This is a genomic window from Flavobacterium sp. PLA-DH12 (assembly GCF_059511845.1).
In genome coordinates, this window is record NZ_JCAMPD010000008.1 from 132649 (window position 1) to 149187 (window position 16539).

Below are 16539 nucleotides of genomic sequence, written 5' to 3' on the forward strand. Positions count from 1 at the left end.
AGAAAAAAAACTACGTTTTGAGCAAAGTACTGCTAAACATTCATGATAAAGTTAATTTTTATTAAATTAATTACAAAGTATTCAGGTGTTAAAGTTTTAAATTTAATCACTCGTTATCAATTATTTAACCTTTCTTCTTAAAAGTAAAAACAGGAGATTCATAATCTTCTTTTAAATAGTTAGGCGGAATCGTTGTCGTGTTACCATCACGCAAAGCACCATAATGTGGCGACATGATTTCAATACCTGCAGCATTAAAAGAGTCTTGAATATTCTGATGAAGCGACGAATAAATACGAGGCTGCTTTGTGGGTTCTTTTGTATAAACATTAATCTGATACGAAACGTAAAAATCATCAAGACTAGTTTGTAAAACAAACGGTTTTGGTTCCTTTTCTATCATTTCAGTATTAAGAGCCGCTTCTATCAGGGCTGCATGTATATCTTTCCATGGCACATCATATCCAATTGTTACTGTAGTATGAATTAACAATCCGTTTGTGGACTGATTTGTGTTTGCTGAATAATTGGTAGAGGTGCTTGATAAAACAGTAGCATTTGGAATCGTAATGTCTTCAAATTTTGGTGTTCTAATTCGAGTAACTAAGGCGGTTTTTTCGATTACTTCTCCGCTTACTTCTCCTATTTTAATAAAGTCCCCTATTTTAAACGGACGCATGTATGTAATAACCAAACCTGCAACCATATTGGCAATAGCATTTGAAGAACCAAGCGAAAACAAAACTCCGACAAATACTGAAACTCCTTTAAAGATAGGCGAATCTGAACCTGGCAAATACGGAAAAATAATGACTAGCATAAAAGCGTACATTAAAAGCCTGATAACGTTGAATGTTGGCAGTGCCCAATCGCTATAAAAACCATCAATTTTAATCTTTTCTGATTTTATTTCATCAAAGAAAAACTTAATAACCTTCAGTGAATATTTAAAAATGATGATGATAACAATTATGGTAAACAAGCTTGGCAAAAAGCCGATAAATCCCATAAAAGCCAATTTAGCAGGCGTTAAAATCCATTTGAGCAATGTTGTCGTATACTCTTTTGTAGCAGGAAATATACTGAACAAAACAGGAAGCGATAGATATACTATTAAAATAAGCGTAATTATCTTTATAATCCCAAAAATTCGAAGGAACAAAAACAATTGCTTGTCTGGAGATAGTATATTAATTGAATTGTAACTGACCCCTTTAAAATACCTAGCTCTATTTTTTACAATATATCTTTTTATGAAATTGAAAACTTTCGATATCAAAAATAAGACTAATCCAATTATAAGGGTTAATAATACTGTATAACCAATTCGTTTAGGAAGCTGCGAATAATTTTCATTCTGATAAATTATTGCACTTTTAATTTTAGCCAAATTACGATTCGCAATCGCACTTACCGTGCTGTTTTCGGCTTTTGCATCGGCTTCCAAAACAGACATTATCACCAAATCGCTCTGGTACACAATATCCATAGAAACATCGGAAGGAATGATTTTTATAGAGTCTTTTTCGAAGAACGACTCATTGTAAAGCCTTTTAATCTTATTGGTAATATATTGTGCTCTTTCTTTTGCAGAAAAAGAACCAACATTATGATATACTAGAAAAAGTGTATCGTTAAAAGGCTTTACAGGATAACCTTTTAATTTCACTGTCACTGCTTCTTTTTCAGAACTTTTCAGATTTTTGGTCTGGGCAATTACTGAAAAAGAAAACAAAACAAAAAAGAAAGCTAATAACCTAAGTACTTTTATCCTCATATTCAATTAGAAATAAATTAGTTATCCTTTCTAACAAATATAAAAACAAAAAAGCTACGATTTTTTAAATTGTTTTCTTTTTTACAGAAAAATCAGATCAAATTTTAAAACCTAACTTTTTAAAAATAGAATCAATAACATTATTGATATCCGACGAAATCTTGAATTTATAATTCAGATATACATATAAAATAGTCACCAAGATCGATTTTAAAGCAATACTGATTAATTGAAAAAATGGAAACTCCCAGAAATAAAATACTAAAAACAACACAAATGTTAGCAGTATGGAATGAATCGTCTGTTTGGTAAAAGGATACAAATCAAGCTTCTTAACTACAAAAAGTAATTTTGCCAAACTGTATAATGTAATAGATAAAAGCGTAGCAAACGCTGAACCCATAATTCCAAAATGAGGAATGAACAACATATTTAAAATTACGGTTAAAACAACCAGCATTAATCCTAAATACAATACCATTCGGTAATATTTCGTATTGAAAATAATAGCATTGTTATTTCCTAAGATCAAATCAAAATATTTAGAAAGTCCGATCATAAATACAACTGAGATACCACCGCTGTAGTCTTTTGGAACTAATTCATACAATTGCCTGATATTCACAAAAATACACAGCATTACAAATCCGCCGACAATCTGTAAATTAATCGACGTCTTTTTGTACAGCTGATTTAACTCATCATGCTTGTTTTCATGCATTAATTTAGCCGTAATCGGATACACGATTTGGTGCATGGCACGGCTTGGCACAGAAATTACCAAAGCGATATAAGTAGCTACAGAATAATAAGCAATATTTTCAATCTTCATGTATTGATTCAGCATCAACTTATCTCCATCTAGAAGTAAATTAGCAACGCTTCCTGATAAGATAATATAAAAAGTATACTCCATTACACTTTTTACATTTTCTGGTATTGTAATCTGGAAATTAGGCTTTTTAATGTAAAATGCATAAAACATAGTAACAATGAAAGCCAAAAAATAAATACCTGCAGTTACGTAAACAAACTCAACCAAACTGATCCAGTTGAAATACAATCCAATTAAAGCAAATGTAGAAAGCAGCCTTAAACCGACTTCTTTAATAAAGTTCCCGAAAACAGAATGCATGTGAACCCTCGCCCACGCATAAAAAATCTCAAAGTAAGCCATACAGATTCCGATAAACGGAATAAGAAGCATAAACTCACGAACGACTGGATTCTCTTTGGAAACAAAATCGGTTATATCATCGTAGAAGAAGATTCCGATAAGTCCTAGCGGAATACACATTAAAATTGGAAACAGTGCTGTAAAAGACAAAAACTGCTCTCTTTCTTCTTCTGTTTTATATTGCGAATAAAATTTTACAAGTGTATTTTGCATTCCAATTGCAAACAAAGGCATAATTACGTTTGCTGCAGATGTAATATAATTTGTTAAGGCGTAATATGTTGCCCCAAGAAAAACGGGATAAAGATATAATGTATTAATGGCTCCGATACCAAAACCAATGTATGTAATTATAGTGTTTTTAAAAGACTGATTTAAGACAATACCCATTTCTTGAGTTTAGATTGTATGTGATGTTTAATTGATTATTCTTTAATCAGCTGTGCTAATTGTTTGGTTAGGTTTTTTCTTGAATATTGCTGTAAACCAATGCCATGTGATTGCAGCTTCCCTTCCAAAAACTGATTAAAAAAGTCCAAAATTACACTTTTTAATTTCGCTTTCTCAGAATAATCAAAAAATACTCCAGTATTGGTTTGCGTTACGATGTCTGCAAAATCAGAACCTTGAGGTCCAATGGCAATAATCGGTCGGTTTGAAACCATGTATTCGAATAATTTTCCTGGAATAATGCTCTTTGTATCTTTGGAATTAATCTCTATTAAAAGTAACACTTGAGATTTTCTTTGATGCGCAACAGCTTCCTTATGAGAAACGTAACCCACTAAATTCAAATAATCATTTAATTGATGTTCTTGAATAGCATCCAAAACTTCCTGACTTACCGCTCCAATTAATTTAATTTCTAAATGAAATTTAAATTCTGGAACTTCTTGCAGTAGTTCAACTAAAACTTCCCATAAAAATGGCGGGTTTCTATCGGACAAGAAAGAACCGATATGAGCTAAAGTGAATTTCGTATCTAAAGTTTGTTTTTCTACAGTTTCAACATCATAACCATTTGTAATTACCGTAATTGGCCTATTGGTAATAGCCTCGAACTCAGCTTTTGTGGTTTTACTGGTTACAATGATTTCATCTGCTGAGTTAAGTACTTTATGCTCTAAATTCTTATGTTTTTTTTCTGCATAAGAAGATAGACGAAGTGCTTTATGATAACCAATTGTTGTCCAAGGATCACGGAAATCGGCAAACCATTTTACTTTTAATTTTTGCTGTAATTCTAAACCAATTAAATGCAAACTGTGCGGCGGCCCAGAAGTCACAATGATATCAATATTATTTTCTTGAATGTACTTTTCTAAATAAGAAACTGATGGCTTTACCCAAAAAACACGGGCATCTGGAATAAAAAGATTTCCTCGAACCCAAAGAAAAGTCTTATCTAAGAAGGTCTGCTTTTTCTTTTGCGGAAAAATTCCAGAACTGATTTTCTTGGTTTTGTTTTTCGAAAAAATGGAAGCCAATTGATAAGGCTCCCAAATTTTATTCTTTAAAACAATTACTTTATCTGATATTTCACTTACCAAACCTTCATCAACAATTGGATAAGTCGGATTTTCTGGAACATAAACTATTGGCTGAACATCAAATTCTGGCAGATATTTTACAAATTTCAGCCAACGCTGTACACCAGGTCCTCCCGCAGGTGGAAAATAATAGGTAATTATTAAGAGTTTTTTTTGTTCCATATTTAAATTACACAGAGATTCACAAAGTCAGCACTGAGTATCGCAAAGATTTTTTTTTAATTATTTTGAGTATCTCCGTGACTTTTTTGCGAATCTTTGCGGTAGAATTTCTCAAAATAAATTCCTCCAGCTAAAAGCAACAGCATTCCAATTGAACTAATCAAAGTAATTGTTCCTCCAGTCTTGATAATCTGAGGTTCAAATTTAAATTCAATAGTGTGTTTTCCAGCAGGAATTTCCATTGCTCTTAAAACATAATCAACAGGGAAATGATCTGTTAGTTTTCCATCTATGTAAGCATTCCAACCATTTTTATAATACATTTCAGAGAAAACAGCTAAACCATCTCCATTGCTTTCTGATTTGTATTTGATATAATTTGGCTTATAAGTAACAACTTTAATGGTTCCTGTTGTATCAAAAGCTTTCTTTAATCTCGCATTTTGGAACTTGCTTTCGTGTTCGTGAACATTGAAAACCGCCACTTTTTTAGTATCTAAAGTATTCAGAGCTTTCATTACATCGTCTGGTTTGTTTACCAGTTTTACCGACTCTACAAACCAAGCATTTCCGTTTGCATCTGGATTAACCGCAGGAATTTGATTTCCGTCTTTATCCACTTGAATTACATACTTAACATTCAACATATTAAGTATCTCTAGATTATTTTTAGCAATCTGATAATCGTACAATTGCTGCATTCTTCTTGGTCTTACAGCACTATAACCTCCAATTGTTTTATGGAAATAAGAAGATCTTCCTTGCAATTGCCCTTGAAGGTCAAATACACGGTATATTGAAGTATCTTTTAATATCTGAGCATCTGCCTGTGTTTCTTGAAAAGGTGCCGCAATCTGAACCGGGCTTACAAAGTCTTTAGCAGAAACATATTTCTTGTCTACAAAAAACAAGTCAAAAATCATCACTAAACCAACTATAATTAAAGTTGTTGTCTGAGAAAGTTTATTTTTTAGAAACATCCAAAGAACAGCAAACGTGATTATAATTAAGAATCCAGATCTTAGTAAATCTGCATAATACATTGTCATTCTATCTTCTCTTAAAGCATCAACGAAACCTGGTCCGTAGCTTTCCAAATAAGCATTATCGTTCATTCCAGTAAAATGGAAGAAACTTTTTGCTATTAGAAGAATAACAAGTACTCCTAGGCCAAAAACTCCTGTTTGGATTAATGCTTTCTGCTGTAACTTTGGCTCATCTTTAGCTTTAAAAAATGATTGCAATCCCATAACAGCTAAAACAGGGAAACATAATTCTAAAATAACCTGAATTGAAGACACCGCTCTAAATTTATCATAAAGAGGAACATATTCAATAAAAAAGTCTGTCAATAAAGAAAAGTTTTTACCCCATGAAAGCACCAAAGTAAAAAGTGCTCCCGTAAGGAAAACATATTTAATTTTTCTTTCGTCTATAAATAAAGCTAAAACAGCCAAAAAGAAAACTACAGCTCCAATATAAGCTGGCGCAGAAACAATTGGCTGATCTCCCCAATACGTTGGCATTCCCGAAACAAAATCTTGAGCTTGAGAAGCTGGAACTCCTTGTTCAAGCATAAATGCGTACATACTGCTATCTGTACCCACATTTTCGTGACTTGAACCTCCAAAAATTCTTGGAGCAATTAAATTTAAACTTTCTGCAATACCATAACTATATTCTGTGATATAATCTGTCGTCATAGAAGCAGTGGTCTCATTTTTAGATCCGTCTGGATTAAAGGTCAGCTCACTTTTGTCTCTAATACTATATTTAGCATATTCATTTGTTGCCATTAAATTACCAGCATTGGCTCCTAATGCAAAAATTCCCGCAACCAATAAAACTCCGCAAGAAATTAAAAGACCTTTAAAATCTTTTTCTTTGATAAAATTGTAAGCATAATAACCTGAAAGAATCAATAAGAAAATCAATAAATAATAGGTCATTTGGAAGTGATTGGCACTAATTTCAAGTGCCACGGCAAACATAGTGAGCAAACCTCCTTTAATGTATTTCTTCTGAAATACGAGTATAAACCCAGCAATTACTAAAGGCATATAGGCTATTGCGTGCGCTTTGGCATTATGTCCAACTCCTAAAATTATAATCATATAAGTTGAAAAACCAAATGCAATTGAACCTATAAAGGCTTTCAACGGATCTGTTTTTAAAACCAATAGTAAGCCATAAAAACCAAGGAAATATAAAAATAAGTAATCTGCAGGACGCGGAAGAAAACGTAATACGTCATCAACTTTACCAATAAAATCGTTCGGATAATTTGCTCCAAGCTGATACGTTGGCATACCTCCAAAAGCAGAGTTTGTCCAATAAGGTTCAGCATTTTCTGTAGCTCTAAAGTCATTTTGCTCTTTTGCCATTCCGGTGTATTGAGCAATATCAGACTGGAAGATCTGTTTTCCTTGTAAAACTGGATAAAAATAAATTAACGAAACAAAAATAAAGCCCAAGATAACGAGGGCATGCGGATAGAACTTATTTACTATTTTCAATTTTGGCTAGTTTGGGTTAAAATGAATCCTAAATTTTCAGGACACAAATCTAATCTATTTCTTCGTAATCAACATACTCTCCCACTTTTTTGGTTTCGCGCGGGTTTTTAGCATTGGCAGTATTAATGATTATTTCATCATTATTATTTGTATTGCGATTATTCTGATACGTATTGCCCTGATTATACTGCTGTTGTTGTCTTTGAAAATTTTCACTGGCATTCTCTACTGCCTTTTTAACCAATACTGGCAAAAAGATTCTAGCTAAAAATTTAAAAATGTAATAAAAAGCTATAACCCACATGATGGTCTTAAACAAACCCGAAAATGACGCTTCTTGCATAACTATATATTTTTTTCCAAAATTAATAAATCCGTTGTTTAAAAATAAAATATGAATCTTAAATAAATAATAAAATATGTACATTTGAAATGCGTTATTATTTTTTAATCCAAAAAAAATTATATGTTCCAAATTAAAAACTTACTTGCCCCGGTACTTTTTTTTATTCCACAACTGTTTTTTGCGCAATATACTGATGTTATTAATTCCAATCGCCCAGGAGAAACCATGTCAGCTTATGCTGTTGGTAAATCTGTAATTCAAGCTGAATTTGGTATTTATGGCATTAAAGAAAAACACGACTTATTAGATTACGATGCCAGCGGTTTTGGCACAGATCTAACCTTAAGATATGGTGCTTTTCTAGAACAATTAGAATTTATCGTTGATTTACAATATCAATCAGAAAACTTTGACACTCCTTACACTAGCTACAAAAAAAACAATTTTAGACAAACTGTTTTAGGAGCCAAATACCTTGTTTACGATCCATATAAAAATTATAAACGTGAAGTGAATATCTACAGCTACCGAGCCAACCGAAATTTTCAATGGCGAGAATTAATCCCAGCTGTTTCAGTTTTTGCAGGAGCAAATTTTATTGGAGCAGATAATCCCTACTATTTTTCTCCAAACGGTGAAATTTCTCCAAAAGTTTCGCTTATTACACAAAACCTTCTTGGAGGCGGATCTTGGGTTTTTGTCACCAATATTTTTGCGGATTATATCAGTACTGACTATCCAACTTACGGATATATACTAACTTTGACGCACGGATTCAATGACAGATGGTCTGGTTTTGTCGAAAATCAAGGATATAAAAGCGACTTTTACAGCGATTCGATTCTTCGCGGAGGGGCTGCTTTTCTTCTTTCTTCAAACATGCAGGTTGATGCTTCTATAAGCACAAACTTTAAAAACACACCTTCTATATTATATGGAGGAGTTGGAATATCATGGCGCTATGACGGATGGTACAAAGAAAAAGTAGAAATAAACAAAGCAGCAGACAGAGCTAAAAAGAATCCAGATAATGAGAAAAAAGTTGACTATCAAGAAAAAGAAAGAAAGCGTAAAGCAAAATACGAATAAAATGTAAATAACTGGAGCCTTTTTTATAATTTAGGCCTCTCAATACCATATTAATGATTACAATTAAAGAAGCCAAAAGCAAGAAAGAATTAACCGAATACATTAAATTTCCTTTTTCATTATATAAAGATAATCCGTATTGGGTACCGCCTATTATTTCAGATGAACTGGCATCTTTTGACAAAACGAAAAATCCTGCATTTGATAATGCCGAAGCTTATTTTTATCTGGCTTACAGAGACAATAAAATTGTTGGCCGTATTACTGCCATCATCAACTGGTCTGAGGTTAACAATCAGCATAAAAGAAAAGTTCGTTTTGGCTGGTTTGATGTAATTGATGATATTGAAGTTACCAAAGCGCTTCTTGAAAAAGTGTATGAATTAGGAAGAAAGCATAACTTAGAACATGCTGAAGGTCCAATGGGATTCTCAAACTTAGACAAAGTTGGCGTCTTGACTGAAGGTTATGATCAAGTTGGAACCATGATTACATGGTACAATCATGAGTATTATGTAAGACATTTTGAAGAATTGGGCTTTCAGGTTGAAAAACAGTATATCGAAAGTATTTTCCCTTTTTCAAATGTAAAACCTGAATTTTTTCAGAAGGCCACCGCATTGATTAAAAAGCGTTATGAACTAAAAACGCTAACTTTTACCAAAACAAAAGACATTATGCCACATGTTGACAAAATGTTTGATTTGTTTAACGAGTCTTATGAAAAACTAGCTTCGTTTGTTGCTATTTCTGATGTTCAGAAAGAATATTTTAAAAAGAAATATATCAGTTTTATTAATCCTGAATACATCAAGTTCGTAGTTGACAAAAATGATAATTTAATAGCTTTTAGTATTGTAATGCCAAGTTTTACGGAAGCATTGCAAAAAATAAAAGGAAAACTATTTCCATTTGGCTTCTTAGAGCTTCTAAAAGCAAAAAAGCATAGCAAAGATGTTGTATTCTATTTAATTGGAGTTCATCCTGATTATCAAAATAAAGGCGTTACAGCACTTATTTTTGATGAATATTATAAAACTTTCTCGGAGAAAGGAATTAGAAATTGCATCAGAACGCCTGAGCTATTAGAAAATAATGCTATTCATTTGCTTTGGAAAAACTTTGATCCAATTATTCACTGCCAAAGAAAGACTTATTTGAAATATCTTTAATTTTAGTTTTCAGTCGCAATCGCAATTTTCAGTTTTAGAAAATTAACAATAAAAAAAATCCATTCGCCCCCAAACGAATGGATTTTTCACTTCATAAACACATCATTTACTCTACTTTACAATCTACTTTTGTCAAAGTATTTTTTGCATCAAATTTTAGTTTTGATTTATCTTTAAAAGAAACTTTATCATTGGCCGTTACTACATCGCCATATCCTTCAATAAAAGCCCCGTCTTTTTGTAAAAAGGCAACTTCTCGAACAGATGATACTCCTTCTGAATTAAAGGTATAATCGGCAATCAATGTATCGCCTTTCATGTTTCCTATCAAAGTTCCTTCGTTTTTATCTTTTCCAACCAAATTATAGCTTAGCTTTCCGTTTACTTCTTGATGAGAATTAACATTAAAACTCATTTCTATCACACTTCCATTAGATCTCCAAGCATAACATTGATCTCCAGCTGGTTCAACAATTTCAGCTTCTTTTGGCGGACTTGGCGTAATTTGTACTGGCTCTATAGTAGTAGTTTCTTTTTTACAAGACGTGAAAACTACCAGTATTAGAGCTGTTATTGTTATAACTTTTTTCATACTTGTCTTTTTTTATTTTGTTGATTATGAAATAAAGTTACTTTAAATAAAAAAAATCCATTCGCATAACGAATGGATTTTTTTACATAATTCCCATGTTGAGAATTTATTTTTTAAGTCATTACGAAACGTCAACAGTTGTGCGTTCTGCAATTTCTTTATAAGTTCCGTTAGTCAATTTCTCACGGATTGCCTCGAAAGCTGTTAAAGTCTCTTGGATATCTTCTAATGTGTGTGAAGCTGTCGGGATCATTCTTAATAAGATTATTCCTTTTGGAATAACTGGATAAACCACAATAGAAAGGAAAATACCATAATTTTCTCTTAAATCGTTTACCATTACCATTGCCTCAGGAATACTTCCTTCTAAGTAAACTGGTGTAATACAGGTATTTGTATCTCCAATATTAAATCCTTTTTCTTTAAGACCGTTTTGCAATGCATTTACGTTTTCCCAAAGTTTATCTTTAATTGCAGAAGATTTACGCAATAATTCTAAACGTTTCAAAGAACCAATTGTCTGAATCATTGGTAATGCTTTAGCAAACATTTGAGAACGCAAGTTGTATTTCAAATAATCGATAACCGTTTTATCAGCCGCTACGAAAGCTCCGATATTAGCCATAGATTTTGCAAAAGTAGAGAAATAAACATCGATTTCATCTTGAACTCCTTGCTCCTCACCTGCCCCAGCACCAGTTTTACCCAAAGTACCAAAACCATGAGCATCATCTACTAAAAGTCTGAAATTGTATTTTTTCTTTAATTCAGCAATTTCTTTTAATTTACCTTGCTGTCCACGCATTCCGAAAACACCTTCAGTAATAAATAAAATACCTCCACCTGTTTCTTCTGCCATTTTAGTAGCACGCTGTAAGTTTTTCTCCATACTTTCAAGATCATTGTGTTTGTATGTGAAACGCTTACCCATGTGTAAACGAACCCCATCAATGATACAAGCATGAGAATCTACGTCATAAACAATGATATCATTTTTAGTAACCAAAGCATCAATAATAGACACCATTCCTTGGTAACCAAAATTCAATAAATAAGCAGATTCTTTCATTACGAATTCAGCTAATTCATTTTCTAATTGTTCGTGATACGTAGTGTGTCCAGACATCATACGAGCTCCCATCGGATAAGCTGCACCAAACTGAATTGCTGCATCTGTATCTGCTTGACGAACCTCTGGATGATTGGCTAAACCTAAATAATCATTTAAACTCCAGTTTAAAATATTTTTTCCGTGAAATTGCATTCTAGGACCCAACTCTCCTTCTAACTTTGGGAAAACATAATAGCCTTCTGCTTGAGAAGCCCATTTTCCTAAAGGTCCTTTATTGTCCTGAATTCTTTCGAATAAATCTTTTACCATAATATAATGTAGTAGTTTTTTTTACTTTATCAGCGAGCAAAAATAATCATTATTCTTCTAAAATTCAGACCCTCATTTATTTTTATTAAAAAATATTCGAAACATTATTCTTAACAGTGTTAGTTTTTAAAGTAATAATTGGCAAATCTAATTTAATATGCTAATTCTTTAGGAAGTATGATTTTTATCATAATAAAAGACAAATATGTCTTTTATTTTTGAATAAAATTTTAGTACTTTTAAATTAGAATATAACCAATACAAAATCAGACGATTATGAAAAACAAAAACGAAACCCTAAGCAAACTGCGTGTTCTTTTAGGTTTATTTTGTTTGCTTCTCCTCTTAGGAAGCTGCAAGAAAAACGAAGAGAAAGCTTATGCAGATATTATGACTGAAGGCGAAATGGATGCCGAACTTACTGCACCTCCTCATGTGCCCAAACCTGTTGGAGACAGAACAGCAATGAAGCTAAAACTAAACATGGAAATCAAGGAGCAAGAAGGTACAATGACTGATGGCGTAAAATATACCTATTGGACATTTGGAGGCTCTGTTCCAGGAAGTTTTATTAGAACTCGTGTTGGTGATGAAGTCGAATTTCACTTAAAAAACCACCCTGATAACAAACTGCCTCACAATATCGATTTACATGCTGTAACGGGGCCAGGTGGTGGAGCAACTTCTTCTCTTGTAGCGCCAGGACATGAAAAAGTGTTCAGCTTTAAAGTGATAAATCCTGGATTGTATGTGTATCACTGTGCGACAGCTCCTGTAGGAATGCACATTGCAAATGGTATGTATGGATTGATTTTGGTTGAACCAGAAGGCGGACTTCCTCCTGTTGATAAAGAATATTATGTAATGCAAGGTGATTTTTACACTCAAGGCGAATATGGCGCAAAAGGTCTTCAGCCGTTTGATATGAATAAAGCGGTAAAAGAAACGCCTGATTATGTAGTATTTAATGGAAAAGTAGGCTCTTTAACCAATGGAAATGAATTAACAGCAAAAGTTGGTGAAACAGTTCGCTTGTTTGTTGGAAATGGCGGACCAAATTTAGTTTCTTCTTTCCACGTTATTGGAGAAATTTTCGATAGTGTACATATTGAAGGTGGAAGTACAATCAATAAAAATGTGCAGACAACCTTGATTCCCGCTGGTGGAGCTGCTATTGTAGATTTTAAAGTCGAAACTCCGGGAACTTTTATTCTGGTTGACCACTCTATTTTTAGAGCATTTAATAAAGGTGCGTTGGGAATGTTGAAAGTAGAAGGTAAAGAAAATAAAAACATTTATTCTGGAACAATCCAAGAAGGCATTTACCTGCCTGAAGGTGGAACTATACAAAAAATGCCAGGCGGATCTGCTGTAAAAACTGCAATTCCAAAACGAACAGTTGCTGAGAAAATTAATATTGGTAAAGAAATTTTCGGAACAACCTGTTTTGCCTGCCATCAATCTGAAGGACAAGGAATTCCAAGCACCTTCCCTCCTTTGGCTAAATCAGATTATTTAAATGCCGATTCTAAACGCGCGATTAAAACAATCCTTCATGGTTTAACTGGAGAAGTAACCGTTAACGGTAAAAAATACAATAACGTAATGCCAGCTCAGAATTTATCTGACGATGAAATCGCAAATGTACTGACCTATATTTATAACAGTTGGGGAAATAATAAAACTGAAGTTACGCCAGAAATGGTAAAAGCATTAAGATAAACAGCAAACATTCGGCATGAAAAAATACATTTTCATACTAACTATCTTTTTCTTTGTGTTTAGTGTCATGAAGGCGCAAGAAAAAGGGATGGCTTTCATAAAAGAGGGATCTTATGTCCCTCTTTATGGAGCTGTTTCTCAAAAACCTGTTGCGGTAAAATCTTTTTATATTGACATTTATCCTGTAACAAATGGTGAGTTTTTAGAATTTGTCAAAAAGAATCCTTCTTATCAAAAATCAAAAATTAAAGGATTTTTTGCCGATAAAAGCTATCTCTCTTACTGGACAAATGATTTTGATTTTGGAAATGCAAAACCAAAGTCACCTGTAACAAGCGTTTCTTGGTTTGCAGCTAAAAAATACTGCGAATGTCAAGGAAAACGTTTGGCAACAATGGACGAATGGGAATATGTAGCAATGGCAGATACTAAAAAGATTGATGCTAGAACTAAAAAAGAATTTAACGAATATATTTTGTCTTGGTATGAGAAATCGAGAACGTATGAAAATGAAATTGGAAAAACTTTCAAAAATTACTGGGGAGTTTACGACATGCACGGTTTAGTTTGGGAATGGACATCTGATTTCAACAGCATCTTTTTATCAGGAGAATCTAGAAAAGACAAAAGCACCGATAAAAATCTTTTCTGCGGAAGCGGATCAGTTAATGCTTCCGATTTAATGGATTATGCCGCTTTTATGCGTTACGCATTCAGAGGAAGCTTGAAAGCGCAATATTCAACACGAAATCTTGGTTTTCGATGTGCCAGCACAACAAAACCAAAAATCTAATTTAAATTAGTTTATGATGAAAAAAATAGCAATTGCTTTTCTTCTCCTATTCTCTTTTTACAGCTGTAAAGAAGCAGATAAAAAAGAGGTTAAGGCAGAAACAAATAAGGAAATCAGTGATTTATCGATTTATAATCTGCCATCAAAATGGACAACGCAAAATGGCAAAGACATTGAATTAAAATCGCTTAGAGGAAATGTTCTTGTAATGGTAATGATTTACACCAGCTGTAAAGCAGCCTGCCCTAGATTAGTGGCCGATATGCGCGATATTGAATCAAAACTGGAGAAAAAGACAAAACAGCATGTCAAATTGATTTTGGTCAGTATAGATCCGAAAACAGATACTCCTGAAAGATTAAAATCGTTTGCAATTGAAAATAAAATGAACCAAGATCCTTGGATTTTCCTTCGTTCATCTGAAGAAAATACAAGAGAGTTTGCGGCAGTTTTGGCTGTCAATTACAAGCAGATTTCTCCAATAGATTTTTCGCACTCTAATATTATCAGCGTTTTTAATCCAGAAGGAGAATTGGTATTTCAGCAAGAAGGTTTAGGTGTAAATAATGAAAAAACAATTGAAACCATAAATCAAGAAGCAACAAAAATATAGATATTTAAATAGGTTAATTAGTAAGATACAAGAGTAAGTTTAGAAATAAATTTACTCTTGTTTTTTATTTATATAAGAAGCCAAGTTAAGCTTCGGAGAAGCGAAATATGTATAGAAAAATCTAAATCATCTACATAAAGAGCTCCAGCGGAGCGAAATATTTATCAGGTTAACAAATTATATTTCTAATATGATTCTATAAATATGTCGCTCCGCTGGAGCTCTTTATTTTCGTCAAACATTTTCTATAAATATTTCGCTTCTCCGAAGCTTTACAATATGTTGTCCCTCTGCTATAAATATATCATTCCTCCGGAATTTATTTGCTGAAATTATTGGAATGAAAATTTACTAGTGATGCCATTATTAAAACCAATCCCAAAACCAAAAGAATACTGAAAATCAAAATACTTTGAAAATATCCTGGGATTGTTCCTTCTCCAAAAAAGAAAAACCATCCTTGCAGAAACAATAAAACTTCGGTTGCAATATATCCTAAAATAAAACTCTTCACTCCTATTTTCAATATTGGAGAATTAGCAGAAAGCATTTTATTCTGCAATAAAATTCCAAATAAAAAACCTGTTATAATTCCTAAAGTGGTTAAATGAATAAAGCCAATTACAAAATTTCTGATTTGATGTGAAACTTCTGCCAGATTAGGGAAAAGAGTTAGCAATTGAATCCCCACTTTCAAAAATAGAGAACATAATGCCAAACCATAAACTATTTTAGTCGTTTTATCTAAAGTGCTTTTAAAATGACTAATTTCAGGCTGCAACATTTTATAGAAATAAACAAAAGCGCCGAGTTGAATTAAAACTCCTAAAGCATTGACATAACTAAAAATGTCATTTTCCATAAACCATCTCACAGGAAAAGCGACTGTTAACAGTGTAGAAATAATAATCAAAAAGTAAAACTTCTTAAACTTTACCTCATCAATTTTATTTTGAAATTGTTTTAAAAACAAAGCTAAAATTGCCAATATAAACCAGCCATTAAACTGAAAATGAAGAAAAAACTGAATCGCGATCTGATAGAAAGCGCTTTGTTTACCAAGCGTACTCACGGCTGGACCAAGACACCAAACTCCACAAGTCGATAAAACCATAAATAGAATCGAAACCGACAAAAGTCTTTGCGATGGAGATTTATCTCTTAAACAATCTTTCCAAACCAAACGGCAAAAAACATAACTCAATAAAATATGTGTTGTTGAAAATACAATTGAAAACAAAGCATATCCTTGAATTGGAAAAGCAATCATCATTCCGATTACTGAAAATTCTGTCAGCCAAAATAGACGGTTATAAATTGGCTTCTGGCTTTTTTCTTTCGGAATAAAAAAATGAACCACCAAAACATAAACGATCAAATAAACCCAGCCTAACATGGCAACATGCGAATGCGCATGAAGCAGAAAACGATAGTTTAAAAAATCTAAAGGAAACAGATACATAAACCGCATTAATAATCCGAAAACACAGGTAATCAGAAAATTAAAAAAACAGCAAAGTATCCAAGCTTTTTGAGAATTCATATTGCAACTTTTAAACCTATAAAATTATTAAACCATATGAGTAATATAAGAAATTATAAGTCTGTTTTAAATGAACTTATGTTACTTATATGGTTAAAAAAAACAC

At 32.7% G+C, this 16539-nt stretch carries 13 protein-coding genes; 5 read left to right on the top strand and 8 right to left on the bottom strand.

Annotated elements, in window-relative coordinates:
- Positions 1 to 124: 124 nt before the first annotated feature.
- From AC5ZCW_RS16475 to AC5ZCW_RS16495, 5 genes are all read right to left on the bottom strand, one after another.
- Positions 125 to 1777, bottom strand: coding sequence for a mechanosensitive ion channel family protein (locus AC5ZCW_RS16475; protein WP_496120868.1), 1653 nt, complete (start codon positions 1775 to 1777; stop codon positions 125 to 127).
- Between the two features lie 97 nt (positions 1778 to 1874).
- On the bottom strand, positions 1875 to 3344 hold the full coding sequence (locus tag AC5ZCW_RS16480; protein ID WP_496120869.1) for an oligosaccharide flippase family protein: 1470 nt from the start codon (positions 3342 to 3344) through the stop codon (positions 1875 to 1877).
- A 35-nt stretch (positions 3345 to 3379) separates the two neighbouring features.
- Positions 3380 to 4666 carry a glycosyltransferase family 4 protein gene (locus AC5ZCW_RS16485; protein ID WP_496120870.1) on the bottom strand — a complete coding sequence of 429 codons (1287 nt, stop codon included), beginning with the start codon at positions 4664 to 4666 and terminating at the stop codon, positions 3380 to 3382.
- Positions 4667 to 4722: 56 nt separating this feature from the next.
- Positions 4723 to 7182, bottom strand: coding sequence for a YfhO family protein (locus tag AC5ZCW_RS16490; protein ID WP_496120871.1), 2460 nt, complete (start codon positions 7180 to 7182; stop codon positions 4723 to 4725).
- Positions 7183 to 7231: 49 nt separating this feature from the next.
- The gene (locus AC5ZCW_RS16495) at positions 7232 to 7525 is read right to left on the bottom strand and encodes a DUF4834 family protein (RefSeq protein WP_111378714.1); all 294 of its coding nucleotides are present in this window, start codon (positions 7523 to 7525) and stop codon (positions 7232 to 7234) included.
- A 123-nt stretch (positions 7526 to 7648) separates the two neighbouring features.
- Between AC5ZCW_RS16495 and AC5ZCW_RS16500 the strand changes: the two genes are divergently transcribed.
- Positions 7649 to 8617, top strand: coding sequence for a transporter (locus AC5ZCW_RS16500; protein ID WP_281631945.1), 969 nt, complete (start codon positions 7649 to 7651; stop codon positions 8615 to 8617).
- 53 nt (positions 8618 to 8670) lie between these two features.
- Positions 8671 to 9789 carry a GTP cyclohydrolase gene (locus AC5ZCW_RS16505; RefSeq protein WP_281631944.1) on the top strand — a complete coding sequence of 373 codons (1119 nt, stop codon included), beginning with the start codon at positions 8671 to 8673 and terminating at the stop codon, positions 9787 to 9789.
- Positions 9790 to 9895: 106 nt separating this feature from the next.
- Here AC5ZCW_RS16505 and AC5ZCW_RS16510 read toward each other — a convergent pair whose 3' ends face one another.
- Both AC5ZCW_RS16510 and capB read right to left on the bottom strand, forming a co-directional pair.
- Complete coding sequence (locus AC5ZCW_RS16510) at positions 9896 to 10381, bottom strand: hypothetical protein (RefSeq protein ID WP_343542098.1); 486 nt, start codon at positions 10379 to 10381, stop codon at positions 9896 to 9898.
- Positions 10382 to 10502: 121 nt separating this feature from the next.
- Positions 10503 to 11762, bottom strand: coding sequence for a cysteate-C-fatty acyltransferase (gene capB / locus AC5ZCW_RS16515; protein ID WP_496120872.1), 1260 nt, complete (start codon positions 11760 to 11762; stop codon positions 10503 to 10505).
- 276 nt (positions 11763 to 12038) lie between these two features.
- On the opposite strand from capB, the gene nirK reads away from it, so the two are divergent.
- Genes nirK through AC5ZCW_RS16530 form a run of 3 tightly spaced genes read left to right on the top strand, consistent with a single transcriptional unit; the run spans position 12039 to position 14890 of the window.
- Complete coding sequence (nirK, locus tag AC5ZCW_RS16520) at positions 12039 to 13484, top strand: copper-containing nitrite reductase (RefSeq protein WP_343542102.1); 1446 nt, start codon at positions 12039 to 12041, stop codon at positions 13482 to 13484.
- 16 nt (positions 13485 to 13500) lie between these two features.
- Positions 13501 to 14277 carry a formylglycine-generating enzyme family protein gene (locus AC5ZCW_RS16525; protein ID WP_496120873.1) on the top strand — a complete coding sequence of 259 codons (777 nt, stop codon included), beginning with the start codon at positions 13501 to 13503 and terminating at the stop codon, positions 14275 to 14277.
- Positions 14278 to 14293: 16 nt separating this feature from the next.
- A complete protein-coding gene (locus AC5ZCW_RS16530; protein WP_496120939.1) occupies positions 14294 to 14890 on the top strand; it encodes an SCO family protein in 597 nt (198 codons plus the stop codon).
- A 319-nt stretch (positions 14891 to 15209) separates the two neighbouring features.
- Here the strand turns inward: AC5ZCW_RS16530 and AC5ZCW_RS16535 are convergent, their stop codons facing one another.
- Positions 15210 to 16433 carry a hypothetical protein gene (locus tag AC5ZCW_RS16535; RefSeq protein ID WP_496120874.1) on the bottom strand — a complete coding sequence of 408 codons (1224 nt, stop codon included), beginning with the start codon at positions 16431 to 16433 and terminating at the stop codon, positions 15210 to 15212.
- Positions 16434 to 16539 lie beyond the last annotated feature (106 nt).

Coding starts and splice junctions, on each gene's coding strand:
- AC5ZCW_RS16475 (WP_496120868.1), bottom strand. CDS start 1,777: ATGAGGATAAAAGTACTTAGGTTATTAGCTTTCTTTTTTGTTTTGTTT.
- AC5ZCW_RS16480 (WP_496120869.1), bottom strand. CDS start 3,344: ATGGGTATTGTCTTAAATCAGTCTTTTAAAAACACTATAATTACATAC.
- AC5ZCW_RS16485 (WP_496120870.1), bottom strand. CDS start 4,666: ATGGAACAAAAAAAACTCTTAATAATTACCTATTATTTTCCACCTGCG.
- AC5ZCW_RS16495 (WP_111378714.1), bottom strand. CDS start 7,525: ATGCAAGAAGCGTCATTTTCGGGTTTGTTTAAGACCATCATGTGGGTT.
- AC5ZCW_RS16500 (WP_281631945.1), top strand. CDS start 7,649: ATGTTCCAAATTAAAAACTTACTTGCCCCGGTACTTTTTTTTATTCCA.
- AC5ZCW_RS16505 (WP_281631944.1), top strand. CDS start 8,671: ATGATTACAATTAAAGAAGCCAAAAGCAAGAAAGAATTAACCGAATAC.
- AC5ZCW_RS16510 (WP_343542098.1), bottom strand. CDS start 10,381: ATGAAAAAAGTTATAACAATAACAGCTCTAATACTGGTAGTTTTCACG.
- capB (WP_496120872.1), bottom strand. CDS start 11,762: ATGGTAAAAGATTTATTCGAAAGAATTCAGGACAATAAAGGACCTTTA.
- nirK (WP_343542102.1), top strand. CDS start 12,039: ATGAAAAACAAAAACGAAACCCTAAGCAAACTGCGTGTTCTTTTAGGT.
- AC5ZCW_RS16525 (WP_496120873.1), top strand. CDS start 13,501: ATGAAAAAATACATTTTCATACTAACTATCTTTTTCTTTGTGTTTAGT.
- AC5ZCW_RS16530 (WP_496120939.1), top strand. CDS start 14,294: ATGAAAAAAATAGCAATTGCTTTTCTTCTCCTATTCTCTTTTTACAGC.
- AC5ZCW_RS16535 (WP_496120874.1), bottom strand. CDS start 16,433: ATGAATTCTCAAAAAGCTTGGATACTTTGCTGTTTTTTTAATTTTCTG.